This window comes from Pedobacter paludisoli, from assembly GCF_052344095.1.
Lineage (GTDB): Bacteria > Bacteroidota > Bacteroidia > Sphingobacteriales > Sphingobacteriaceae > Pedobacter.
In genome coordinates, this window is the sequence record NZ_CP179926.1 from 3,340,622 (window position 1) to 3,366,183 (window position 25,562).

General features: G+C 36.9%; 20 protein-coding genes. 14 read left to right on the top strand and 6 right to left on the bottom strand.

Annotated elements, in window-relative coordinates; genetic code table 11:
* Nucleotides 1–16 precede the first annotated feature (16 nt).
* From ACJVDK_RS13730 to ACJVDK_RS13770, 9 genes are all read left to right on the top strand, one after another.
* The gene (locus tag ACJVDK_RS13730) at nucleotides 17–1,399 is read left to right on the top strand and encodes a TlpA family protein disulfide reductase (RefSeq protein ID WP_443937239.1); all 1,383 of its coding nucleotides are present in this window, start codon (nucleotides 17–19) and stop codon (nucleotides 1,397–1,399) included.
* Between the two features lie 107 nt (nucleotides 1,400–1,506).
* Complete coding sequence (locus tag ACJVDK_RS13735) at nucleotides 1,507–2,694, top strand: TlpA family protein disulfide reductase (protein WP_443937240.1); 1,188 nt, start codon at nucleotides 1,507–1,509, stop codon at nucleotides 2,692–2,694.
* A 31-nt stretch (nucleotides 2,695–2,725) separates the two neighbouring features.
* Nucleotides 2,726–4,216, top strand: a complete 1,491-nt coding sequence (locus ACJVDK_RS13740) for a retropepsin-like aspartic protease (protein ID WP_443937241.1) — start codon at nucleotides 2,726–2,728, stop codon at nucleotides 4,214–4,216.
* A 97-nt stretch (nucleotides 4,217–4,313) separates the two neighbouring features.
* Nucleotides 4,314–5,096, top strand: a complete 783-nt coding sequence (locus ACJVDK_RS13745; protein ID WP_443937242.1) for a glycerophosphodiester phosphodiesterase — start codon at nucleotides 4,314–4,316, stop codon at nucleotides 5,094–5,096.
* Nucleotides 5,097–5,154: 58 nt separating this feature from the next.
* A complete protein-coding gene (locus ACJVDK_RS13750) occupies nucleotides 5,155–7,521 on the top strand; it encodes a phosphocholine-specific phospholipase C (RefSeq protein ID WP_443937243.1) in 2,367 nt (788 codons plus the stop codon).
* 175 nt (nucleotides 7,522–7,696) lie between these two features.
* Nucleotides 7,697–10,516 carry a ligand-binding sensor domain-containing protein gene (locus tag ACJVDK_RS13755; RefSeq protein ID WP_443937244.1) on the top strand — a complete coding sequence of 940 codons (2,820 nt, stop codon included), beginning with the start codon at nucleotides 7,697–7,699 and terminating at the stop codon, nucleotides 10,514–10,516.
* 7 nt (nucleotides 10,517–10,523) lie between these two features.
* Nucleotides 10,524–11,147, top strand: coding sequence for a response regulator (locus ACJVDK_RS13760; protein ID WP_443937245.1), 624 nt, complete (start codon nucleotides 10,524–10,526; stop codon nucleotides 11,145–11,147).
* A gap of 99 nt (nucleotides 11,148–11,246) precedes the next feature.
* Complete coding sequence (locus tag ACJVDK_RS13765) at nucleotides 11,247–12,101, top strand: helix-turn-helix transcriptional regulator (protein WP_443937246.1); 855 nt, start codon at nucleotides 11,247–11,249, stop codon at nucleotides 12,099–12,101.
* Nucleotides 12,102–12,388: 287 nt separating this feature from the next.
* Nucleotides 12,389–12,847, top strand: coding sequence for a hypothetical protein (locus ACJVDK_RS13770; protein ID WP_443937247.1), 459 nt, complete (start codon nucleotides 12,389–12,391; stop codon nucleotides 12,845–12,847).
* A 54-nt stretch (nucleotides 12,848–12,901) separates the two neighbouring features.
* On the opposite strand, the gene ACJVDK_RS13775 is transcribed toward ACJVDK_RS13770, so the two are convergent.
* Together ACJVDK_RS13775 and ACJVDK_RS13780 are read right to left on the bottom strand one after the other, a co-directional pair.
* On the bottom strand, nucleotides 12,902–13,471 hold the full coding sequence (locus tag ACJVDK_RS13775; protein ID WP_443937248.1) for a DUF2911 domain-containing protein: 570 nt from the start codon (nucleotides 13,469–13,471) through the stop codon (nucleotides 12,902–12,904).
* 54 nt (nucleotides 13,472–13,525) lie between these two features.
* Nucleotides 13,526–13,711: a hypothetical protein gene (locus tag ACJVDK_RS13780; RefSeq protein ID WP_443937249.1), complete on the bottom strand. Its 186-nt coding sequence runs from the start codon at nucleotides 13,709–13,711 to the stop codon at nucleotides 13,526–13,528.
* Between the two features lie 266 nt (nucleotides 13,712–13,977).
* Here ACJVDK_RS13780 and ACJVDK_RS13785 point away from each other — a divergent pair, with 266 nt between their 5' ends.
* The 5 genes from ACJVDK_RS13785 to ACJVDK_RS13805 all read left to right on the top strand — a co-directional run bounded on the left by ACJVDK_RS13785 (nucleotide 13,978) and on the right by ACJVDK_RS13805 (nucleotide 21,366).
* Nucleotides 13,978–14,604 carry a TetR/AcrR family transcriptional regulator gene (locus tag ACJVDK_RS13785; protein WP_443937250.1) on the top strand — a complete coding sequence of 209 codons (627 nt, stop codon included), beginning with the start codon at nucleotides 13,978–13,980 and terminating at the stop codon, nucleotides 14,602–14,604.
* Nucleotides 14,601–15,917: a TolC family protein gene (locus tag ACJVDK_RS13790; protein ID WP_443937251.1), complete on the top strand. Its 1,317-nt coding sequence runs from the start codon at nucleotides 14,601–14,603 to the stop codon at nucleotides 15,915–15,917. Before ACJVDK_RS13785 ends, ACJVDK_RS13790 begins: the two co-directional genes overlap by 4 nt.
* Nucleotides 15,918–15,926: 9 nt before the next feature.
* On the top strand, nucleotides 15,927–16,964 hold the full coding sequence (locus ACJVDK_RS13795) for an HlyD family secretion protein (RefSeq protein WP_443937252.1): 1,038 nt from the start codon (nucleotides 15,927–15,929) through the stop codon (nucleotides 16,962–16,964).
* Nucleotides 16,965–16,971: 7 nt separating this feature from the next.
* Nucleotides 16,972–18,519 carry a DHA2 family efflux MFS transporter permease subunit gene (locus ACJVDK_RS13800; RefSeq protein ID WP_443937253.1) on the top strand — a complete coding sequence of 516 codons (1,548 nt, stop codon included), beginning with the start codon at nucleotides 16,972–16,974 and terminating at the stop codon, nucleotides 18,517–18,519.
* 261 nt (nucleotides 18,520–18,780) lie between these two features.
* Entirely contained in the window at nucleotides 18,781–21,366 is a 2,586-nt protein-coding gene (locus ACJVDK_RS13805) for a phosphoenolpyruvate carboxylase (protein WP_443937254.1), read from the top strand.
* Nucleotides 21,367–21,535: 169 nt separating this feature from the next.
* On the opposite strand, the gene ACJVDK_RS13810 is transcribed toward ACJVDK_RS13805, so the two are convergent.
* The 4 genes from ACJVDK_RS13810 to ACJVDK_RS13825 all read right to left on the bottom strand — a co-directional run bounded on the left by ACJVDK_RS13810 (nucleotide 21,536) and on the right by ACJVDK_RS13825 (nucleotide 25,498).
* Entirely contained in the window at nucleotides 21,536–21,784 is a 249-nt protein-coding gene (locus tag ACJVDK_RS13810; protein ID WP_443937255.1) for a DUF6952 family protein, read from the bottom strand.
* Entirely contained in the window at nucleotides 21,784–22,092 is a 309-nt protein-coding gene (locus ACJVDK_RS13815; RefSeq protein WP_443937256.1) for a thioredoxin family protein, read from the bottom strand. The genes ACJVDK_RS13810 and ACJVDK_RS13815 overlap by 1 nt, the downstream gene beginning before the upstream one ends.
* A gap of 187 nt (nucleotides 22,093–22,279) precedes the next feature.
* Complete coding sequence (locus ACJVDK_RS13820) at nucleotides 22,280–22,912, bottom strand: peroxiredoxin (protein WP_443937257.1); 633 nt, start codon at nucleotides 22,910–22,912, stop codon at nucleotides 22,280–22,282.
* Between the two features lie 201 nt (nucleotides 22,913–23,113).
* Nucleotides 23,114–25,498, bottom strand: coding sequence for a prolyl oligopeptidase family serine peptidase (locus ACJVDK_RS13825; RefSeq protein WP_443937258.1), 2,385 nt, complete (start codon nucleotides 25,496–25,498; stop codon nucleotides 23,114–23,116).
* Between the last annotated feature and the right edge of the window lie 64 nt (nucleotides 25,499–25,562).

Consider the following 25,562-nt stretch of genomic DNA (forward strand, 5'->3'; position numbering starts at 1 on the left):
CACAAATAAAATAACAATGAAATTTAAAAAATTAAGTGCAGCCGTTTTATTAACGGCTGCTACGCTAAGTAGTTTTGCTCAATTACCCGTTGAGATAAAAGGGGCTGTTCAAAATGCGAAAAGAGAAGTAAAGCTCTTTAAAGTGGAGGATGGTAAATCGGTTCAAATAGCCACAAATCAACCCACACAAAAGGGAAAATTTGGGTTTTTATTTTATCCGGAATACGAAGGATTATATGTGGTTGGTATGGGCAACGAACTGTCACCTACCGATAATTATAAGTTCTATTTTAAAGGAGGCGAAAAATTATCCTTAAGCATTTTAGATTCAAGTTATGTTTTAACAGGTAAAGAGAACTCGAAAGAGAATATCGTGTTAACGCAATGGCACGATTTAACAAATCCATTGGAGCAGAAGGCGATCAACTTTATGAAAAATCATAGCACATTTGTTGATTATTTCCCAATACAAGAAGAAATTGTAGCGAAAAGTAAAAGCTTTTTAAAAGGAAAAGCAACAGGCAATGCGAAGTTTGATAAGGCTATGGCAGATTATATGCAAATGGATTTGATCAATTATGCAACTAACTTTTTAAATACTCCTCGTACGGCACACCCATCTGTTGAAGAGTATAGTAATTTCTACAGTACTTTAAGAGCTGAAAACATTGCAAAAACAACGCGCTTGGTATATACCTATCCATATGGGTTAAGGGCTTTAAGCGGCTTAATAAATGTAAACATTCGTCAGGATGGTAAGAAATACCTCAGAGGCGTTGCCGGAGTGGATTTAACCACCTCTTATGTTCCGAATGATACACTAAAAGGGGATATTGTGTTGGATAATGCGGCTATTTATAGGACCATTACCGACTATGATGAGTTGATGCAGAAATACGGTAAATACGTGCTAACGGAAAGTCAAAAATCGAGAAACGTTGGGATTGCCAAACCGCTTTTAACCTATAAACCGGGTACCGATTCTTATAACTTCAATTTTGAAGATATAGAAGGGAAAAAGGTAAGCATGGCTAGTTTAAAAGGGAAAGTAGTTTTGATTGATACTTGGGCAACTTGGTGTGGTCCGTGTAGAGCTGAAATTCCATATTTGAAAAAATTGGAAGAAGAAATGAAAGGAAAGGATGTTCAAATTGTAAGCATTTCAACCGATGCGGTAAAAGATAAAGAGAAGTGGAAAAAAATGATCAAAGACGAAAATTTGGGAGGTTTACAGCTTTTTGCCGGTGGCCCCGATAACGATTTTTCAAAATTTTATAAAATCAACACCATTCCACGCTTTTTAGTGTTCGATAAACAAGGTAAAATTGTAACTATCGATTCTCCCCGCCCATCTAATGCAGCTTTAAAAGATCTTCTAGAAAAAACATTGGCAAAATAATTTTAAATAGTCAATTCTCAATTAACGCGCAACACTAACACTCTCAATTAGCGCTCTTAAAGTTGCTGCTTAAACAAAAAAGGCAGCAACTTTTTTATCAAATAACTATGAAAATAATCAAATGGCTATTCGTAGCTACAATAATTGCGGTTTTTTATCCCAAAACCTATGGGCAAGAAAGTACGATTCAAATTAGTGGCACTTTAAAAGGTTTAGGGAATAAGTCGGTATGGGTTGCGTTCTTAGATAACTCGGGTATTTCGCGAAGCTATAAAGCCAATGCCAAAGACGATCAATTTTCATTCGCTATTCCTCTGCAGAACAATCCATGTGTTGCACGTTTTAATAGTTACACAGATTTGCAAAGGGAATCAAAGGCTAATAAAGTTACATCCGCTCCTCCAAAGTCTCCTTTAACCTTGCTTATTTATAATAAAAACATTCAAATAAAAGGTAATTCTAAAGAAATTGAATATGCTCAGGTTAAAGGAGATGAAGAGAATACTATTTTGAACCGTTATCAGCAATCGGTAGTAGAAGAAGACAAGCTGTATAATAAAAAGATGGATATATTCTTTAACCCAGCTTATGAAAGCAAACAAGCTACGTTGGAGGGAAAGCGATTAAAAGAGGAAATGCTTCAATCGAGGAAAAAAGTGGTTGAAATACAAAAGGAATTTATAAAGGCCAACCCCGAGGCTTTTGCTTCGCTTCTTTTATTGGCGAAGATGGAGCATGCTTATTCTTCTGATAATTATATTCGTGCTTGGAATGGCTTAAGTGATCGGTATAAAAGCAATCCTTTCGCAACTCCTATAAAATCCTACGTCAAGAAAATAGAATTCACCAGCGCAGGAACACAGGCGATTGATTTTCAGCGTTTTGACACAAACGGCAATTCTATTCATTTATCTGATTTTAAAGGAAAAATGGTTTTACTTGATTTTTGGGGTAGTTGGTGTGGCCCCTGTAGGGCAGGAAATCCACATTTAAAGAAACTTCACGATAAATATAAAGGGAAAGGGTTTGAGATTATTAGTATTTCTCAAGAACGCGGGAATACATTGGCTGAGTCGAAAAAAGCCTGGTTAAAAGCTATTTCAGATGATCAAATGGATTGGGTGAATGTTTTAAATCAAGAGGACATTGAAAGGCAAGATTTGGTAAAAGCATACGGAATTACAGCCTTCCCTACCAAGATATTGCTCAATACAGTGGGTAAAATTGTGCATCGAGTAACATCAGGCTTGGCAGATGATATTGATAAAGAGTTAGAAACGTTTTATGGCTTTTAAGCCAAATGCCTGTTTTTAGAATAAATAAAAAATGAAATCAAAAATTATACTTGCCGCCTTGATTTTAGGCGCATTTAACTTGGCGAGAGCACAACAAGGAGCAAAGGATTTAATTCGTCAATTAAATCAAACCTGGGCAACTAAATCGGTTGATGGATTAGAAAAGCAATTAAGCCCCGATTTTTCAGTAGCAGCATACACCGAAAATACAGCTCTTAATTTGTTGAAAGGGATTGTTCAACAATATCCTTGCGATTCAGTTCAATACAGCGGAGAAAGCAAATTAAATCAGGGGAATAAAATAACGATAACACCTTTTAATAAAGGAAAACAAGGGGCACAAAGTTCTATTATCACCAACGAAAAATATCAAATTTTATATCTGGATATTTTTGATCAATTGTACGGGATGAATAGATATAAACCATCAAAATTGCGGGCTAAAATTCCTTTTGAAGTTCAAAATGGCTCCATTATTTTGTCTCTAAAAATTAATAATTACCCTAAACCTTTGCGGATGCTTTTTGATACTGGCGCAGACGGTATGGCCATCAATACAGCGCTTGCAAGTGAAATTGGTTTAAAAAGCTCGCGCGAGCAAAATGCAACAGTGGTAGGAGGGAATGTTAAAATAACGGTGTCTGAAGGAAATACGATAATGTTAGACACGTTTGCTGTAAAAAATCAAAGCATCGCAATTTTTCCAGAAATGCATCGAGATGCCGATGGAATTATTGGAAATAATATAACCAAAAAATACATTACTAAAGTTGATTATGACAAAAAAGAGCTTTCCTTGTATGATTTTGGTCAATACACCTACGAAGATAAAGGAATCTCGGTACCCATAAAAAGCGGATCGGGTATTTTTATCATTCCGGGCGATGTAACGGTAACAGCAGGCCAAACACATACTGGCAATTTTGTGTTCGATACGGGGGCTGGATATAACTTAATTTGCTTTCGCCCCTTTGTGAAGAAAAATAAACTATTGGTCAGCGGCTTTAAATCCGAATACAATGGTTCGACCACCAGTATGGGCATGTCTACACCCACCTTTGCCGGTACAGCAGTTTCCTTTTCTTTTTCAAATGTGCCACCATTAACTAATTTCCCGATTACCCTAATGGCAGGAGGCGGACAAAGCGAAACTTGGAATCCAGGCTTTGATGGATCCATCGGTATTCGGACCATTTCGCGATACAACTTTACCGTTAATTTGCAAAACCAAGAAATACATTTTGTACCCAATGCATCCTTTAAGTTTCCGCACGATTTTTACATCGCGGGGTATATTTTTGGCTTTGATGGCTCCGGAATTCTTAAAGTTAATAGTGCAATGCGCACGGGCGATACATTAAAAGTAGGCACTCCTGTAAATAGTATAAATGGAATTGCAACCAAAACTCTTTTAACCAATCCAAAGAAAATGAACGCAATAACAACTGCTACACCCGGTACGGCAATTAAAATTGAGTTCATTTCAAACGGACAAAATAAAACCGAAGTTTTAACCAAATAGAAAGCTTAGTGATGTATTTAATATAATAGTTACATTAAGTTAAAGAAGGGCTACTAATAAAAATTTACTTTTAGATTTTTTATTAGTAGCCTTTAAAATGAAACAAGTACTTACATTTACCTTTATGGTATTTTTATTTTCATCTGCATTTGCGCAAAAATTTAATTGGAATAAAAATCAGGTTATTGCACACCGCGGAGCCTGGAAAAAAAATAACTTTCCGCAAAATTCGTTAGCCTCCTTAAACGAAGCTGTAAGATTAGGATGCTATGGCTCGGAGTTTGATGTGTGGCTTACCGCCGATAATGTTCCTGTCGTAAATCACGATCCAGAGTTTCAGGGCTTAACTATTGAAAAAGCAACCTATGCCGAGTTACTTGAGAAAACGATGAGCAATGGCGAAAAAATACCAACCTTAGAAAACTATCTTCTAGAAGGAAAAAAGCAACGCTCAACCAAATTGATTTTGGAAATAAAACCTTCTAAAATTAGCAAGGAGCGCGGGTTAAGTTTAACTGATAAATGCGTTGAAATGGTAAAAAAACTAAAAGCATTAGACTGGGTAGAGTATATCAGCTTCGATTACGATTATTGTAAACGAATTTTAGCGGTACTACCAAAAGCCAAAGTAGCTTATTTGAATGGCGACCAAAGCGCAGAGCAAATGAAATTGGATAAATTAACTGGGGTAGATTATAACTTAAGCGTTTATCAAAAAAATGAAAATTGGATCGAGAATGCGCAGAAATTAGGATTATCTATTAACGCTTGGACAGTTAATACGACTAAAGATATGAAGTGGCTTTTGGATAAAAAAGTCGATTTTATTACGACTAATGAACCAGAGCTGTTGTTTGAAGAATTAAAAACCAGGCGTTAGTCTAATTTAAAAAATCTAAGGAAAGTAAGTATCTTTAGGGTTTTAAATATCCTTATTAATGGCAACAAGAAGAGAGTTTTTGAAAAAATCTGCCATGTTTGCAAGCGTGGCAGGAGCAACGAGTGTTTTGCCAGCTTCGGTATTAAAAGCAATGGCTATTAGCCCAGATCCCGGAACTACTTTTTACGATGCGGAACACGTTGTTTTTCTGATGCAAGAAAATAGGTCGTTTGACCACATGTTTGGCACCATGAAAGGGGTTAGGGGCTTTAATGATCCTCATCCGCACATACAGCCCGATGGAAATAAAGTTTGGCTACAAAAGAGCAAAGATGGTAAAACATTTGCTCCTTTTCATGTCGATATCAATAAAACTAAAATTACCTGGCAAGGCGGTTTACCACATTCTTGGAACGACCAAGTGGCCGCACGGAACAATGGTAAGTTTGATAAATGGGTTCCGGTAAAAACACCCATGACGATGGCTTATTACAATCGTCAGGATATTCCTTTTTATTATGCCTTAGCCGATGCTTTTACCATTTGTGATCAACATTTTTGTTCTTCGCTAACAGGTACAACACCCAATAGACTTTTCTTTTTTACGGGGACAGTTAGAGGCGATAAGAACCAAAATAAAACAGCGGTCGTAAGCAATGGCCAAGCGGAGTCTCGTAACAAAACGTATGTAGATTGGCCCACCTTTCAAGAATTGCTTGAAGATAATGGAATAGACTGGCGAATTTATCAAAATGAAATATGGACAGCCGATTTGCCCGGAAAAGGAGTAGATGATTGGTTAGGAAATTATGGCGATAACCCAATAGAATATGTGAAACGCCATCAGGTGAAACTGGCAAGTTATTTTCGCAAGAATGGTGATAAAACGGCAAATCCACAGCTTACGGCTGCTCAGGTTCAAGAGCAATATAATCGTCTTTCTCAACGCGAAAAAAATCTCATTGATAAAGCGTTTACCACCAATGAGGCTGAAGCAGATTATTTGGCGTTAGCCCCTTTTACATTCACCAACGATAAAGGTGTAGAAGAAACCATCAATATACCAAAAGGCGATGTTTTTCATCAGTTCAGGAAGGATGTGAACGAAGGCAAACTCCCAGCAGTATCGTGGCTGGTTGCTCCACAAAAATTTTCTGATCATACGAGTTCACCTCTTTATGGTACTTGGTATGTTTCGGAAGCATTGGATATTTTAACGCAAAACCCTGATGTTTGGAAGAAAACAATTTTTGTTTTAACCTACGATGAAAATGACGGATATTTCGATCATCAACCTCCCTTTATCGTGCCCAATCCGGCCGATCCGGAAAGCGGAAATGTTTCACGTGGAATTAATTTTTCTCCTGATTTTGAACCGCAAAAGGGAAGTCCGATTGGTTTAGGTTACCGCGTTCCTTTAATTGTTGCCTCGCCTTGGAGCAAGGGTGGTTACGTTAATTCACAGGTTTTTGATCATACTTCTTCCTTAATGTTTTTGGAAAAATGGTTGAAACATAAAACCGGAAAGACCATTAAAACTACTGCCATTAGCGATTGGAGAAGAGAAATGTGTGGTGATTTAACCTCCATTTTTAGACCCTATAAAGGCGATGAAATACCACGTGCAAAAGCGGAAAATAGAGAAGCGATTATAACTAGCATTGGTAATGCGAGAAATAAACCCGCCCAGAGTGGGCCAACAGCCTTGAGTGCCGATGACATAAGAAAAGTAAATGCGCTTCAATCATTTTCTACACAGAATAGCCCCTTAATGCCTCATCAAGAACCAGGGGTTAAGCCGAGTTGCGCATTGCCGTACAATTTGAATGTAGACGCCTTTGTAAAAGATTCTCTTTTAGAAATTAGCTTTGAATCGGCAAAACTATTTGGGAGTAAAATGGAAAGTGTAGGCGCACCCTTTACCATGTATGCCGCAAATAATTATAAGGGACAAAGTGGAAAAAATTGGGCATACGGTGTTCGAGCAGGCGATATCTTGACGGATAGAATTGAATTAAAACATTTTGAGAAGGATGAATACCGGCTTGCTGTTAACGGGCCGAATGGATTTTTTAGAAGTTTTACAGGTACAAAAAAACATCAAAATTTAAAGATAAAAGTCGCAGCGGGTATAGGCGGTCTTTTGGTAAAGAAAATCAATGAATCATTGGTGTTCACATTCGAAAATTTTGGAACAGAGGAGCTTTCTCTAATCGTTACAGACAATGCATATAAAAAGCCCGAAGAAAAGATTGTTTTAAAAGGGAAGAGTAAACAAAGTTTGACACTCAACGTTGCCAGCAGTGGCAATTGGTACGATTTCAGTATTCGAATTTTAAACGACGAGATTTTTCATCATCGCTATGCTGGAAAAATTGAAACTGGAGAAAACACGCATACCGACCCTTTTATGGGGAATGTCTAAAAATATCCCCCCACAAGGGGGATTAAAATGATGTAAAATATCCGTATTTTGTATTACTATGCCCCTAAACTGTTTCATCAAGAAGCTCATAATTTGTAGCATACTATCTTTTTTTTGCGGGATAGGTGTACACGCTCAGAATTATAATTTTACCAATTACAATTTAAAAGAAGGCTTGCCTCAGTCGCAAGTAAGCGTAATTTATCAGGCAAAAGATAGAGCTCTTTGGTTGGGTACTTTTGGCGGGGTAAGTACGTTTGATGGACAAGATTTTGTTTCGTATAGCAAAGTCGATGGCCTATGTTCAAACTCCATAATGGATATTGTGGAAGGAGACAATGGCGCGTTTTATGTTGGAAACGAAGCCGGGTTAAACAAAATTCATAAAGGAAAAGTAAGCACAATTTCTAAAAGCAAAAATGTGTATTGTTTTCAGAAGGATAAGGCCGGAGTCATTTGGGGAATTGCAAGCAATAAATTATTCAAAATAGCAAAGGGGAAACAGATATTCATTCCTTTTGACACAAAATTAATTTCAGCAATAACGTTGAGTAAAGAAGGTTTACTATTTGTTTCGGTTTATGGCGATGGTATATACACCTTCCAAAAGAATACCTGGAAGCGTAAAATAGTTTTTCCAGAAGCTTTGAAAAAGCTATTTTTCTTTAAAATAAAGTTTGATAAGTATGCTCCTGATCAATTATTGCTTTTAAGTAATAATGCAGGATTGTTTGCCTTAAACAACAATCAATTTTCGATACGGTTTAAGCAGAAGCAAATTGATTACTACTGTGATTTCGAACAAGATTATAAAGAGGGTCTTTGGATTGGAACAGAAAGAGGCGCATATTTGGAAAAGAAATCAGGAGAACTTTTCAAGTTCGATGCAAGCAACGGTTTAGGCGATAATCGGGTAGATAAAATTTTGTGCGATGCTGAAAATAATATTTGGGTTTCGTGCTTTAGTCAAGGGTTTTTTCGATATGATGGCGATACTTTTACCCTTTATAATAAGTTTAACGGCAAATCTCTTCCGTATGCGGTGAGTGGAATTGGTGCTGATGAAGAAGATAATTTGTGGATAGGCACTTTTAACAAGGGTCTATTAAAATACGATGGAAAAACGGTTGAGCCTGTTACCACGCCACAATTAACCAATCGCTATATTTATTTTGTCTACACCGATTGGGGCAAAAATATTTGGGTGTCGGCACAAAAGTCAGGAATATGGTGTTTGCAAGGCAAAAAATTCAAACAAGTATTAAAATCGGAGCGGCACGACTTTAATAGCATACTTCTAGGGGCAAAAGGTGAATTATGGCTGAGTGGCGAAAAGGAACTTCTATGCATTAACTCCAGCAGCCAGATTAAAGAGATTCATGGATTTGACGCCATGATTTCCTGTCTTTTCGAAAAAGCTACAGACAGCGTTTTTGTGGGCACATCAAGCGGAGTGGTTTTAGTGCGAGACAAAAGCTTAGATCCCTCCTTTAGAATTAAAGAACTCGAGGAGTCGTATATTTTATCCATTGTAAAGTATAAGAATCAATTGCTGTTTTGTACCCTTGGCGACGGTCTCGTAAGCTGGGATAAGGAAACCAAAAAAGTTCAGCATTACGCAGTTGCTAATGGATTAAACTCGAACGATGTTTATAGCGCAGTATTCGATGAAGAAGGCCATTTATGGGTAGGTACAGGACGTGGAATAAACAAGCTCATTTTCGATGAAAAGAGTAAAAAATTCCAGGTTTTTAATGATAACCCTCTTATTGTAGAGTGTAATCAAGGTGCTATTTTAAACTTCAAACGCAATATATTGGTAGGAAGTATAGATGGATTAATTCGGTGCAATATTGGAATTAACAATGGCAAAACACCAAACCCACTTTTAAACATAAAATCAATTGTTTTTTATAACAGGAACGATAAAAATAAGGATTACATCTTAGATGATAGTGCTGTGAACAAGGATCTGCATACGTTCAAAGCAGATCAAAATCACTTGGCTATTAGTTTTAAGTCGATTTGTTTAGTTAACCAAAAAGGGGTGCGATACCGATATCGTTTAATCGGTGTTGATAGTAATTTTAGTAAAGAGCAGTCCAATACGCAGGTAGAATACTCTGCCTTGCAACCGGGTAGTTATACTTTTGAAGTGTATGCAGTTGTCAATGGGTTAACCTCCGACACCAAACGTTTCAGTTTTGTTATAGCACCCCCTTATTATGAAACCCTTTTGTTTAAGGTATTGCTATCGATAACGAGCCTCTTGTTGATATGGCTAGTGTTTTATCTTTTCTTTCGAAATAGAGAAAGGAAGAAGGATGAAATGGAAACCATGAAAAGAGTTGAGCAAGAAAAAATCCGGAAGCAAACGGCAGAGGATTTTCATGATGACATTGGAAACAAGCTTACACGGATTAACATTCTATCGGAAATTTTAGATAAAAAACTTGAAGTAGGCGATTCGGAACAAAAGGAGCTAACACGATTAATTCGTGAAAACGCGGGCTTATTATACAATAGTACAAAGGATATTTTATGGGCTCTTGATCCAAAAAGCGATAATTTATGGGAGATTTTGCAACATATTAAAAACTTTGGAATCGATCTTTTTCAAAATACGGGTGTACAGTTTAAAATGGAAGGGATTGTAGAAGAATATCAAAAAATAAAGCTTCCGATGGAGTTTAATCGGAACCTGACATTAATATTTAAAGAAACGTTGAACAATGTTTTAAAACATGCCCAAGCAACCGAAGTATTTATAATGGTTTTAAGAGATGATCAGCATTGCATCACTATTTTAACAACTGATAATGGAAAAGGATTTGAGGTTGATAAAGTTCCTTTAGGGCGAGGATTAAATAACATCCAAACACGCTGTAAGCGAATAAAATCTACTTTTACCATTTCTTCAAGCCCAGAAAAAGGTACCACTAGCATCATTGGTGCAAAAATTTTTGTAACGAATAGCAAATCTCGTCATCTATAAAACCGTCATGGAAACATTAAAAATAGTTATTATAGAAGATGATGACATCATCAGAATGGGTTATGAGAATATCCTTTCAGAAGGAATTGAGTCTTCAACCGTTCGGTCTTTCGCTTCGTATGATTTAGCAAAAAAAGATATGGAAACGCTCCAACCCGATGTTATTTTGTTGGATATTCAAATGCCCGGAACCAGTGGTTTACAGGCGCTACCCTTCATAAAGAGAGCTTTGCCAAATGCTTATGTAATTATTTTAACTGTTTTTGATTCACCGGATGTCGTTTTTGAGGCCTTAACCATGGGCGCTGCAGGTTATTTAACCAAAGACTCTTCGAGTGCTAAAATTATCGATGCCGTTCAAGAAGTACGAACTGGCGGTGGCGCAATGAGCACCAATGTTGCGCGTATTGTGATGCACTCTTTTCAAAAAAACTTAAACTCGCCACTAACCAAGCGTGAGACGGAAATATTAGAGAAAATGGCTTTGGGGCAAACGAAATCGCAAATAGCTGGCGATTTGTTTATCGATCAAGAAACTGTACGCACCCACGTTAAAAATATTTATATCAAATTAGATGTAAATTCGAAGGCCGATGCCATCAAAATGGCCAAGGTAAATAAATTCATATAGCCTGAGAACTAAATGAAAAATCCCCCTTTTGGGGTGGTTCTTCCGAACACAATTCATTTTAATTTTACATGGCGCAAATTGAATCCAAATATAGCTGTTATGCGATACGTAAAAGAATTGAGCAATCGAAATAGAATGGTAAGTGAATCCACTTGCGAGGCTAATCGTGCGGAGCAGCATGCAGCATATACCATAAAATTCGTTTTTCGCGGCGCCGAAGATTGCGAGTTAAATAACCGTAAAATGAGGATTTATCCAGATAGCTTTGTGCTGATTAAAGCAGGCTCAAAAGTAAAAAGCAGTATTAATTCGCTTGAACCTGTAGATACTTTTTCCATTTCATTTGAACAACGATTCATTGATAGTTTTGTACTGCAACATCAAATGAGTGGTGGAATCGATACCAGCCATTTAGAGGATAGCTTTAACGAATCTTTGTATCCAATCTCGAGTGACATGCTCTTAACGGTAAAACATTTAAAACGCGCATTGGAGAGTGGTTCAGAGGATGAAATTGTTATCAATGAAGGGATGAAACAAGCCCTCATCAATTACCTTAAAATACACGATAGCGAATACATACAAAAAATAGATAAGTTAAGCTTTATCAAGAGTAAAACACGCGAAGATGTGCTACGCAGATTAATCGTGGCGAAAGAGTTTATAAGCAGTTTCTTTAATCAAAATATAACGCTGGAAGATATCGCAGAACATGCTTGTTTATCGGTAAATCATTTGTTAAGAACATTTAAAGAGGCGTATGATATTAGTCCTTATCAGTATTTAATGCAGGTTCGTTTAAATAGAGCAAAGGAATTATTAAAAACGACCTCTTACTCATTGAACGAGGTTGTAATGATGGTTGGATTCGGTTGCCCTAGTTCTTTTATCCGATTGTTTAAAAGCACATTCAACACGACCCCACTAAAATATAAGAAAATGCATTTAAACTAAACCTAAGTGATTTTAGCACATTTTTGAAAAAAATAATAGACTAATTTTACTTTATCTAGAACAAACTTTATAGAGGTTGTTCTGGGTTGATTAATTATAAAAGCAAATTTTCAGGATTGAAATTTGCTTTTATTTAAAGCCGAATACCCCTATGAAAACCATATATAATTTGAAGCCCATTTCCAATAAAGAGATGGGTTATTTTTTTGTATCTAGCTGTAAATAAAGGTGTTAATTGTATATTTTTCTTTTTTTATTATTCAGAAATTTAAAGAAAAAATCAAATTATGAATGTAAAAGCTTTAGTGATTCTATTACTAGGTATAACAATCACAACCACCGTTATCGCGGCTGAAAAACCAACTGCGAGCCACCAAACGGTCATCAATGTATTTATGGATAGTTACATAAATAGCGACCATAAGAAGTTACGCGAAGTATTGAGCGATGATGTAGAGTTTGTATCCAACCGGGATGTTAGAGTTATTAAACATTCAGCCGAAAGCGTGCTGAAACAAATGAAAACAGACGCAGGAGTAAAGCAAGCGGATTGTGCTATTAGCGCCAAAATTATTTCTGAAACCAACGCCCTTGTTGTAGCCTGTGTTGATATTAATTACGAACAAACGAATGCTACTCAGCAAAATTTCGTCATAATAGAAAGAAATAAAGACGGAGAATGGAAAATAGCAAAGGTTTATAAACTGTTTTTAATGGAAACAGCAGGAGAGAAAAGAGTTGTTTAAACGGGTAAGCGTTTAACATAAAAGGCCTCGAATGCAAATTCGAGGCCTTTTATGTTAAAATGATATTGGTAAACTGACCTGAGTTTTATCCCAAGCAGCTATTAAATTTGCTCCATCTTTGGCGGGAGTAAACGTTACCGTAAAATATTCAACTTGCTTTGAAAGAATCGTAATGGGTACATCTAAGCGTACAACATCTTTTGACTGATCATATGAAAAAGCACCCCATTTATCCGTTTGCTTATTAATGATGATAGTCCACTTATCTTTATCAGGAATAGCGAATAAGCTGTAAATACCTGCTTTTACCTTTTTGTTACCAACGGTTACATTTTTATAAAAACGAATTTCAGTACTTTCATTCGCACCAAATCTCCATACATTACCATATTGTTCTAAAACACCGAAAATCTCACGACCCTTTTTTTGTGGACGAGAATACACCACTTTTATAATTGGACCAGTAGCCTCATTGCCTTTTGCCTTAGCTGCATTTATTGGATAATAAACGATGTCAGCCGGACTAGAGTCTGCTGCGGGTAATTTAACCGCAGTGGGAAGGTTTTCCTGGGCTTTAACACTGTAGCATAACAAAGCTAAAGCAATGAATAAGATGTTTTTCATTTACTTAATGTGAATGTTATAAAAGATAATTTCGAGGTGTTTTAACAGAAAAGATTAATATTCTCTGTTTTTTACAAGAACATTTAAAAAGATGCTTGCAAAAAATAAACCGATAAATCCGCCTAATATAGCGTAGATATAGTTTTGAGTAATAATTGCGCCGGTTAAAATACCAAACACGAAACCTAATGCGTAATAAAGCCAGTTAAAGTTATTGCTGTCGTTTTGTTGTACACTCATTGTTTTATTAATTTATGACAAAGGTAATATTTATTTTAAATTTTAATTTGTCATTGATATTCATTCTTTTAATAAATCTCTAAAAGCACACCAAAATCTTCTTTTTTGGTGATGGATAGTGTTTCAATAAGCTCTTTGATTCAAGTAATGCACGAATTTCCACAAGATATTCTCCTGGAATGCCGATGTCTTTGTCAGCATATTGTAAAACAGCAGTGGGGGTTCTTGCAAATTAATCAATCGTTTGATTAATTTTGTGCCGTTATATGAAAACAGAAAAGATAGATAAAAGGCAAGCCATACTTGATGCTTCTGAAAAGCTATTCTGCGAAACAGGATACGAAGGAACATCAACCCGTCAGATTGCTCGAGAATCGGGTGCAAATATGGCGATGATTAATTATTATTTCGGATCGAAAGAAGGTGTTTTTGTTGAAGTAATGACTGAGCGAATTGCCAGTTTCAAAGCTCAGTTGCGCATTATAAACGAGGATAAAATTTCTCAATTAGAGAAGTTGCATAAAGTAATAGAAGGATATGCAACGCGAATTTTATCAAACGCCGCTTTTCATAAAATGATGTATCGCGAGCTTTCGCTCACACAACGCCCTGAAATTTATGATAAGATTAAAGATGCCATGGCTCAAAATATGCAGCTTATAGAAAGCATTATTACCGAGGGCATTGACGAGGGAGTTTTTAATAAAGTGGATGTAAGGATGATAATTGCAACCATTATGGGTACCATTACCAATGTTGTCATCTCTCCAAATAAAATTTCTGCGTGTTCTACACTCGATATTCATAACCCGAAAGATAAAAAAATAATCAAAGAGCGTGTAATTGCTCATTTAAAGGACTTAACAACCGTTTATTTAACAATTAAAAAATGATACCCAAATCAATTAGAATAGTAATTCTATACTCGTTGTTGCCCGGCACATTGTTCGCACAAGGTGTAAAGCAGCTCGATATTAAGGAAGCAATAGCGCTAGGCGTTGCCAACAGTAAAAATTTAAAGCTCTCACAAAACAAAATTGATCAGGCGGTTGCCCAATTAGAGGTTGTTAAAGATAATGCTTTGCCAACAGCAAGTGCAGGCTATATCTATAACCACATTGAAATCCCTACCAACACATTCAGTATTGGCCAAGGCGATCCCATTTCTTTACCTAAAAGGGCTGATGCTTTTATCGGAACCGTGAGCGTAAAAGAACTGGTATACGGAGGAAGTCAATTAAAGTATGCGAAAGAAAGCACAAAATTATTAGCAGATGTAGCCCGCTTAGATGCCGATAAAAACAAAGAAGAAATAAGTTACGCGGTTATAGACACCTACTATTCGTTATATAAAATAATGCAAAGCAAGAAGGTAATCGACCAAAATTTGGAGTCAATTGCAGCTCAAATTAAACAAGCACAGCGTTTTTTCGAGCAAGGAATTGTAACAAAAAATGATGTATTGCGCTTTCAGTTGCAACAGGCCAATGTAACCCTATCACAAATGGATTTAGAAAATACCCGTAAGATAATTAACTACAACATGGATATTTTATTGGGTCTTCCAGACGATACGGAAATTAAAATTTCTGATCCAAATGCTGGCCTTACACCCCCAGCTGCGTTAGGCGATTACTTAAATATGGCTATGACCAATCGTCAAGAACTAAAGCAATTGGATGTACAGAATAAAATAGCGGATTACAATATTAAAACATTGAATTCTAATAAATTACCGACTGTTGGTGTGGGGGCAGACGTTTATTATTTAAATACAAGCGGTGGATTTATCCCGGGTGCAAATCAATATTTAGTACCTATTTCATTTGCGGCCTCTATTAACTGGAACTTTGGTAGTTTTTGGACCAATAAGAACAAGGTAAGCCATGCGAAGATTGAGCAAAAAGCCATTACGCTTCAAAAAGACATTGTTTCGGATCAGGTAAAAACCGATATCAATAAAAATTATCAAAATTATCAATTAGCGGTTAACAAAATAAAAGTGTTGGAGATCTCGATTGATCAAGCAACCGAAAACGATAAATTATTGGCATCAAAATATAAAAACAATGTAGCCTCGGTTACAGATAGAATAGATGCAGAAACATTGCTTTATCAAGCAATGATTAAGCTAGAAATTGCCAAAGCCGACGCAGGTTTAGCATACTATACATTATTAAAATCAACAGGAAAAATAACGCAATAAAATAAAACAATGACAACGGAAAAGAAAAAAAAGAGCATAGTAATACCCATAATTTTAGGTGTATTAGTAGTAATTGGAGCCATTTTTGGTATCACTGAATGGAATTATTACAGCAAACACGTGGATACAGATGATGCCCAAATTGATGGCGACATTAGTCCAGTTGTTGCGCGTGTTGGTGGATATGTTCAACAAATTAATTTCGAAGAAAATACACACGTAACAGAAGGATCGATTTTGGTTAAACTAGATGATCAAGATTTTAAAGTTCGTTTAGAACAAGCACTTTCTGGTCAAAAAGGGGCAAGCGCAGGTGTAGGTGTTACTGAAGCACAAATTATAGCTACGCAGGCAAATACCAGCACAGCAAAATCAAATGTAGAAGCGGCACGTGTAAAATTAAATTTAGCGCAAAAAGATTACGCGCGTTATGCAAACTTAGTTAAAGACGGTTCTATCACACAACAAGCATTTGATCAAGCGAAGGCAACAAAAGAATCTGCAGAAGCAGCTTATCAAGCAGCTCAGGATCAATACACTGCTGCGGTTAAACAAGTAGGTACTAGCTCGTCACAATTAGCGGTAAACAATACGGTAATTAGTCAGCGCCAAAGCGATGTAGATTTTGCGAAACTTCAATTATCGTATACAGAAATAAAAGCACCTACAACAGGTATTGTTTCTAAAAAGAATGTTCAAAAAGGACAATTGGTTCAAGCAGGTCAAACCTTGTTTTCAATAGTAAACGATGGTAGCATATATGTTACGGCAAACTTTAAAGAAACACAGTTGGAAAAAATAAAAACTGGTTCTAAAGTTGAAATTGAAGTGGATGCGTATCCGAATGAGAAAATTGAAGGAGAAGTATATAACTTTTCGCCTATCACAGGCGCAAAAGGATCGTTATTGCCTCCAGATAATGCAACTGGTAACTTTGTTAAAGTTGTGCAACGTATTCCCGTAAAAATTAAAATTCATCCATCAAAAGAATTACTAGCTAAGTTACGCCCAGGGATGAGCGTAAAAGCATCCGTTTCTACTAATTAAAATTCACATGGCCGAAGTAGGTTTAAAAAAGTGGATTATAACTTTTACGGTGATCACCGCTTCGTTATTGGAGTTGATTGATACCACCATCGTAAACGTTGCAATACCACAAATTCAGGGAAATTTGGGCGCAACCCTCGAGGATGTTGCCTGGCTTTCTACTGGTTATGCGGTAGCGAACGTTATCGTGTTGCCAATGTCCGGCTGGTTGGGAAACCGATTTGGCAGGAAAAATTATTTTCTAACGTCGATTATTGTTTTTACGCTTGTTTCGTTTTTATGCGGAAACGCTACATCGTTAAACGAGCTTATTTTATTTAGAATTATACAAGGGCTTGCCGGAGGCGGATTAATTTCAACGGCTCAAGCAATTTTAATTGAAACCTGGCCACGCGAAGATGTTGGTATCGCCACAGCTTTGTTTGGTTTAGGAGCCGTAGTGGGCCCAACGGTAGGTCCCACTATTGGGGGCTATATCTTAGATATTAGTTCATGGCCTTGGATTTTCTATGTAAACATCCCGGTAGGAATACTCGCCGCCTATTGTACGTACACGTTTGTGCGGGTCACACCAAAAGAAGGCAAAGGTTTGCCAGTAGACTGGTGGGGAATTATTTTACTGGCTGTTGCTGTGGGTAGTTTACAAACGGTACTGGAAAAAGGGGAGAGTGAAGATTGGTTCGCAACACCGTACATCGTTGCTTTAACCGTGGCTTCTGTTTTCGGATTTTTATTATTCGTTTGGAGAGAAATGACCACCGATCATCCAATTGTAAACTTTAAAATTATGCGCCACAGAAGTTTTTCTGTGGGAATGTTTACTTCCTTTATTTTGGGTTTCGGGTTGTACGGTTCGGTGTTTGTGTTCCCGGTATTTTGTCAGAACTTGTTGGGCTTTTCGGCATTACAAACAGGAGAATTGTTATTTCCTGGCGGATTATGTACCATCGTTATGATGCCTTTTATTGGTATCATGCTTAAAAAAGGAATTCCGGCTCAATTTATGGCCACCATTGGAATGTTCTTGTTCTTTGTGTTTTGTTGGATGCTCAGTAATTCAACCTTACAATCTGGTACAGGTGATTTCTTCTTGCCATTGGTTATTCGTGGGGTAGGTATGGCCTTATTGTTTGTTCCTTTAACCACATTGGCTATTGCAGACTTAAAAGGTCCTGAAATTGGTCAAGGTTCAGGATTGAACAATATGAGTCGCCAGTTGGGCGGATCATTTGGTATTGCCGCCTTAACAACTTTAATTCACGTTCGCCAAGGCTTTCATAGAAGCGTATTATTAAACAACGTGAACGAAAGTAATCCGCTATTTGTGGAGCGTCTAAATATGATGATTAAAGGCTTTATGGCCAAAGGACAAACCTATTTGGAAGCGAAAATGATGGCATTTAAAGCAATGGAAGGAATCGTTATGCGCCAAACCATGTTGTTAACATACGACGATGCATACTGGGTAGCTGGATTAATCATGCTTTTCTCAATCCCATTACTGTATTTGCAAAAGTTCAAAAAGAATGTGAACATTCCAACGGACGCACACTAAAAACAGAGCCTTTTGTTTTAAAAAAAGGCCAAAAAATAAAAACAGCCGGTGTGTTTTAAGACACCGGCTGTTTTAACCCAAAAAATTAACAATCAATGCAATGCCCTTAAACACTGCATTTATTCTTATTTGCTTGCGTAGAAGCCAAATAAGATTCTAAAATTAAAATTTATTCTATAAAAAACCAAATTGTAGGGTTTATAATTTTAATACCTTAAGCATTTTTTGTAGTATTACGCTACACAAAACTATTGCTTAACCATGCCTAAACTTCGTTTAACAACTCAACGAGAATCAATTTTTAATGATGAGGTTATTTCAAAATTCGAGCTTTTTAACAGCTTGTTTTTAACCCTTCCTTTTTACAAGATAAAAGATACCGGCACACTCTTGCCCTTATTTTTTAAAAGTTGCGAAGAAGGAATAAAGAAAAATGAAAAGCCGGTAGAAATTATAGAAGCTTTTTTTGCAAAATATACCAACTATACCAATCAAACAGATGTTATTGATTTGTTGTTCCGCTTTATTCAATACATTGAAAGACAGGTTGTACTTTTTGATGCCGTTGAGGATGCTTCTTTTACTAAGTTGAATACAACAGATGAGCAAAGTCGTTTATCGGCTGTTTTGAATAAGAACGCTGGAAATAAACCCATGTTGCAAAAAATCGAAAAACTAATTGATGAGCTTTCGCTTCGATTGGTTTTAACGGCACACCCTACCCAATTTTATCCGGGAAGTGTTCTCGCAATCATTACTGATTTAACAAAAGCAATCCGTGATAACGATATTATTACCATGAATTCCTTGCTTCATCAGCTTGGAAAAACACCTTTTTTTAATAAGAAATCACCAACTCCGGTAGATGAAGCATTAAACCTTGCCTGGTTTTTAGAAAATACATTTTATTTTGCTGCGGCCAATATTCAAGCGGAGATTGACCAAAACCTCGATGAATATAACCTAGAAACCAAGAAGATTTTAGAATTAGGTTTCTGGCCGGGTGGTGATAGAGATGGCAACCCTAATATCAATGCCGATACCACACTAGAGGTGTCAAAAATGTTGCGCCAAATTTTATTCCGCTGCTATTACCGTGATTTTAGGGTGATTAAGCGCCGTATTACGTTTAGAGGTGTTGAAGAAAATCTCGCTACCTTGCAAGATGTATTGTATAAAAATGCCTTTGATCAAACCTGCACTTTACAGGATATTTCAGACGAGCTGCGCGATAATTTGAACAAAATCAAAGAAACGCTTTTAACAGAGCATGATGGTTTGTTTGTGGATTTGGTAAATGACCTAATCCGCAAAATAGATTTATACGGAAATTATTTTGCCTCATTGGATATTCGCCAAGATAGCCGTGTTTTAAGAAATGTGCACAAATATTGCAGAAGCAATAAACCTATTTCATCGTTATTCCCTGCAGACTATGATTCATTACCAGAGGAAGAAAAATTAAAGATCATATCGTTTAAAGAAGCGACCATTTCGTATTCTTCTGAAGCAGATGCTTTAACAAAAGATACGATTCAGGTAATTAAAGAAATTAAAGGCATTCAAAAAAGGAATGGCGAAAAGGCTTGTCATCGATTCATTATTAGCAACTGCCAGCAAGCAAGCGATATTTTGCAACTCATAGAGCTGTTTCTGTGGAACGGATGGAGCAAAGATTCCCTCACCATAGATTTTGTGCCTTTATTTGAAACGGTAAACGATTTAAAAGGCGCCGCTAAAATTATGGATACCTTGTATAGCAATCCATTTTATAAAGCGCATTTGGCAAAAAGAGGCAATATGCAACACATCATGTTGGGCTACTCAGATAGTACAAAAGATGGCGGTTATTTAATGGCCAACTGGTCAATTTTTAACGGTAAAACCTCGTTAACGGCTATATCTGAAAAACACAATATTCAATTAGCCTTTTTTGACGGTAGAGGTGGCCCTCCTGCACGTGGAGGAGGTAAAACACACCGCTTCTATGCCTCAATGGGTAAAGAAATTGCCAATAAGAACATGCAACTTACCGTTCAAGGACAAACCATTAGTTCGCAATACGGTTCAGTGGAAAGTGCCGAGTTTAATATTGAGCAATTGATTAATGCGGGTTTAACTTCGGGACTTAAAGAAAAGCACAATATTTTGTTAGATCCTGAAAATAAAGTCTTGCTTGATGCAATGGCAGAAGACAGTTATAAAGCCTATGTTGATTTACGTGAGCATCCATTGTTCGTTAGCTATCTTGAAAAATTATCACCATTAAAATTGCTTTCGCAAGCGAATATTAGTAGTCGTCCGGTTAAACGAAATGGTGGAGGCGAGATGAAATTGGAAGATTTACGTGCAATTAGTTTTGTAACTGCCTGGAGTATGTTAAAACAAAATGTTCCGGGTTTTTATGGGATGGGAACAGCCTTACAAAACCAAGAAAAAGCAGGTAATTGGGATAAAGTGGTTAAAGTTTATCAAGATTCAGATTATTTGAGGACCATTGTAGATAATTGCATGATGAGCATGAGTAAATCTGATTTTACCATTACTGCCCATTTAGCAAACGATAAAGTATTTGGTAAGTTCTGGACCCAGTTACACGATGAGTTTGAGTTAGCGAAAAAGATGCTGTTTAAATTATCGGGACAAGAATCACTAATGGTAAACTATCCAGTTGATAAAAAATCGATTGCTACACGCGAGCGTATTATTTTACCTTTGGTATTAATTCAGCATTTTGCGTTGGATAAATTGCAAAGTCAACATCCAGAAACTGAACAAAAGGCTTTAGAAAAATTGGCCGTTCGTACTGTTTTTGGAATTGTAAACGCGGGTAGAAATTTAGCATAGCATCAATTCAACCTCATAGGTTTTTAAAACCTATGAGGTTATTATTTAGATCCTTCGCTTTGCTCTAGGATGACAAAGGGGCTAAACCTATGAGGTTTGTTCACACCAAACAAAAAACCCTTGCAAATTTTCATTTACAAGGGTTTTGTTTTTTATAAAGATTGGTTTTCTATCGATCGATAGAACCCATTACTTTTTTTCCAAAAGCATTTAGGGCATCTTTTTCCGTTGCGCCATCTTTTACCATTTGATGTACCTCTAAGGCACCACATATATTGGTAATTAATTCGCCAGCAAGGTCAATTTCATTCTCGTGTACACCTCTAAACTCACAGAAAGCCTCTAAAACCTCTAATGTAGCTTCTAATTGTTCTGGTTGGCTGTTTTCAAACAGCTGTCTAATAATAGGAATCTTCATTATTTTATTTTGTTAAATAACTCAAATAAAACTTCTGCTTTGTTGGTTTGCGATTGCTCTACTAAACTACCATTTTCAAAAGCTGCAAAAGTTGGCAAATTATCTACTTTCGCAAATTTTCTTGACTCAGGAAATTTCTCGGCATCAACAATTAAAAAGGCAACATCTTCATTTTCTGCTGCTAATTTTTTAAACTTTGGTTTCATAATACGGCAATTGCCACACCACGAAGCTGCATACTGAACCATTACCTTTTGATTTGATGAAAGGTATTGGTCTAAATTATCTTCTGTTAATTCTAAAAACATAAATTATAATTTAATAGCTATGCAATCACAGTACTTTTTAGTATTGTGCAAGTTCAGAAATCGCATAGTCAAATGATTAAATAAGAGATTGTTTGCATGTCAAATTGAACTTGCCAGTTAAGTCAGGCAAGTTCAGTTTGACACTATCGGATGTATGAAATGTCATCCGTATTTTTTAAGCTTTTGCTTAGTTCGCGCTTAGGTATTCAGCAACGCCAGTTCTGTTTGCGTTCATCGCTGTTTTACCTTCTTCCCAGTTTGCAGGGCAAACTTCACCATGTGTTTGAACGTGCGCATACGCATCAATCAAACGCAAATATTCTTTCACGTTACGACCTACAGGCATATCGTTTACACTTTCGTGGAAAACTTTACCAGTTTCGTCAATTAAATACGTTGCACGATACGTTACATTCGAACCTGTGAAAATTTCTTCGCCTTCTTCTGTATATTCTACATCTTGATCTAAAATACCTAAGATATTCGATAAATGTCTGTGTGTATCAGCTAATAATGGATACGTAACACCTTCAATTCCTCCGTTATCTTTAGGGGTGTTTAACCAAGCAAAGTGAACTTCGTTTGTATCGCAAGAAGCACCAATTACAATGGTATTTCTGTTTTCAAATTCAGGTAATGCAGCTTGGAAAGCATGTAATTCAGTAGGACACACAAAAGTGAAATCTTTTGGATACCAGAATAATAATACTTTTTTGTTTTTGTTTACTGCTTCTTCAAAGATGTTGATTTTTAAATCGTCACCCATTTCAGACATAGCATCTATACTAACACTTGGGAATTTTTTTCCTACTAAAGCCATAATTATTTATTTTTTTTACAAAGATAAAGCTTCAATACGTGCCTATCAAGGGGTGTTTAATCGTTATTATTGATGCGTATATAGTTAAAAACTATATTTAATATAAGGCTAATAGTTTTTATTTATTTTTAAGCGAATAAAGAAAAACCTCAACCAGTATTATTTGGTTGAGGTTTAGCGTGTTATTGTTTTTTCGAAAAATTATTTTAACGTTGTCTCAAACAGCTTGAAAATGCGTTTGTATTCATCGGTCCAGCTGCTGGGTTCAACAAATCCATGGTCTTCTACCGGATAAATCGCTAGTTCCCAGTTGTTTTTCCCCAATTCAATAAAACGTTGTGATAAGCGAACAATATCTTGAAAATGTACATTTACATCTACCATTCCGTGCGCCATTAATAAATTTCCTTTCAATTTGTCAGCAAAATAAATAGGAGAGCTTTGTTTATACGCGATTGGGTCATTAAAAGGTTCATTTAAGATGTTAGAGGTGTAGCCGTGGTTGTAATGTGCCCAATCGGTTACGGAGCGTAATGCTGCACCGCTTTTAAACGTTTCGCTTTGATTAAACATAGCCATTAAGGTAATGAAACCACCATATGAGCCACCATACAAGCCAACATTTTTAGGGTTTACACCGTATTTGTCTACCAAAAGTTTAACGCCATCTACTTGGTCGGTCAAATCTTTTCCACCCATGTGGCGATAAATACCGGTGCGGTGGTTGCGACCATAACCCGAGCTTGCGGTGTAGTCGATATCGATAACAGTATACCCATTATCCGCCAGTAAATTGTTAAACATGTATTCGCGGAAATAAGTACTCCAACCGTAATGCACGTTTTGTAAGTAGCCTGCTCCGTGTACAAAAACTACTGCGGGATGGCTCGCTGCGGGTTTTTCCGATTTGTAAATACGGGCGTAAACGTCATCGCCATAGCGATTTTTAAAAGAAACCAACTCCGGTTCGCGCCATTTGTAAGAGTCAAATTCGGCAGTGGTTGAGCTCGTGATTTTTACGGCTTTGGCACCCACTTTATTTTCTTGTAAATACAACTCGTTGGGTTTATTCATGAAAGAATAATTAATGGCTAACCATTTTTCATCGGGCGAAAGGGTGATTTCGTTTAGACCCTTCATGCTTGTAATTTGAATGGGCTCGCCACCGTTTACACTAATTTTAAAGTAATTGGTGATTCCGGGATGTTCCTTATTTGCGCTAAAGTAAAAGGTAGTTTTGTCTTTCGATAGGCGTAGGCTCTGTACTTCCCAATTTCCGTTGGTTAGTTGTTTTTTTTCGCCTGTGGCAACATTTACAACATAAATATGCGAATAGCCCGAAGCTTCGCTTTGAAAGTAATATCTGTTTTTATCAAGCCAACCAATGGCCCCATTAAATCCGCCAACACCTGGACCGCCAATCCAAGCTTCGTCGTGTTGTCTATCTAAGGTGCTTAATTTTCCGGTAGTGGCATCTACTTTTAAAATCCATCTATCTTTATTATCTGCGGAATACGCAGTGCTGATACCTATGCTGCCATCTTCGTTCCAAGTTGGGCTGGTTAAGGTAACGGGTCTGTCGTCGTTTTTCTTTTTTAGGCTATCCAGTTTGGCCGGATAATCTTTAAAATATTCAGGTAAATCTTTTATGCCCGCAATAGAAGCCGTTTGTATTTTGTAAACCGAATCTTTTTGCGTGTTTAAAATAAAATTTTGACTACTACCTTCGTTTTCACCCACTTTAGTACGACCGGGAATATCTTCGGTGTATCCGCTTGATGTTACATAGTTGGGTACGATGGTGTTATGGTTGCTAGAAGCAGGATTGCTTAGGCGATAACTTATGTAGCGCCCATCTGGACTGATGTTTAAATTACTTAAAAATGCATCGTTCAGGTAAACTTCTTTGATGGTTTTTGTGTCGGCTGAGGCCATCGAAAAACGACCGCGTCCACCTTGTCCGCGTCCACCATTTTTATTCTCTTCGTTGCGTTTTTTAATAATGTCAAATAAATCGATTTGCTGTTCTTTTAGCCATTTATCTTGTTCGCCAAGCACTTTTGTTTCAGCACGAGGAGGTCTTTTTCCCGCGATAAAATTGCTTAGTTGCTTGGTTTGCGCCGTTTGCAAATTGATTGAATAAAGATTGTTTTCTTTTTGAAATACAATGCTTCCGTCCAATAGAAACACCGGATTGCTCTCGCGCTCAACGGTATTGGTTAGGCGCGTTTCTTTTTGTGTTTTAACGTTTTTCAAATAGATGTCGCCACCTTTTTCATAAAGCGCTAATGAACGGTCTTTGGAGTAGGTGTAATCGGGCGCGAGTAATTTTTCGTCTTCTTTATCGGCAGCTTTGTTCGCTTTATTTGTGCCCGGACTTGTTTTGTATAGCTCGTCTTTGGTTTTTCTTTCCGGGTTCCAATTAAAGTAAAGGGTTTTACTATCAGCAGACCAGCGATAATTGCTCGGAGAAACTCCCATCCATTTGGGGTCGCGCATTATTTTTTCTACGGTTAAGGGTGCTAATTGTTGCGAAAAGGCATATTCACCCGAACAAAGAAGCAAGAAAAGGAAATATTTCTTCATGAATATTGGTTTGGTCATGCAATTTAACAAAACACAAGCCTTTTAATCAATTGAAATAGAAATC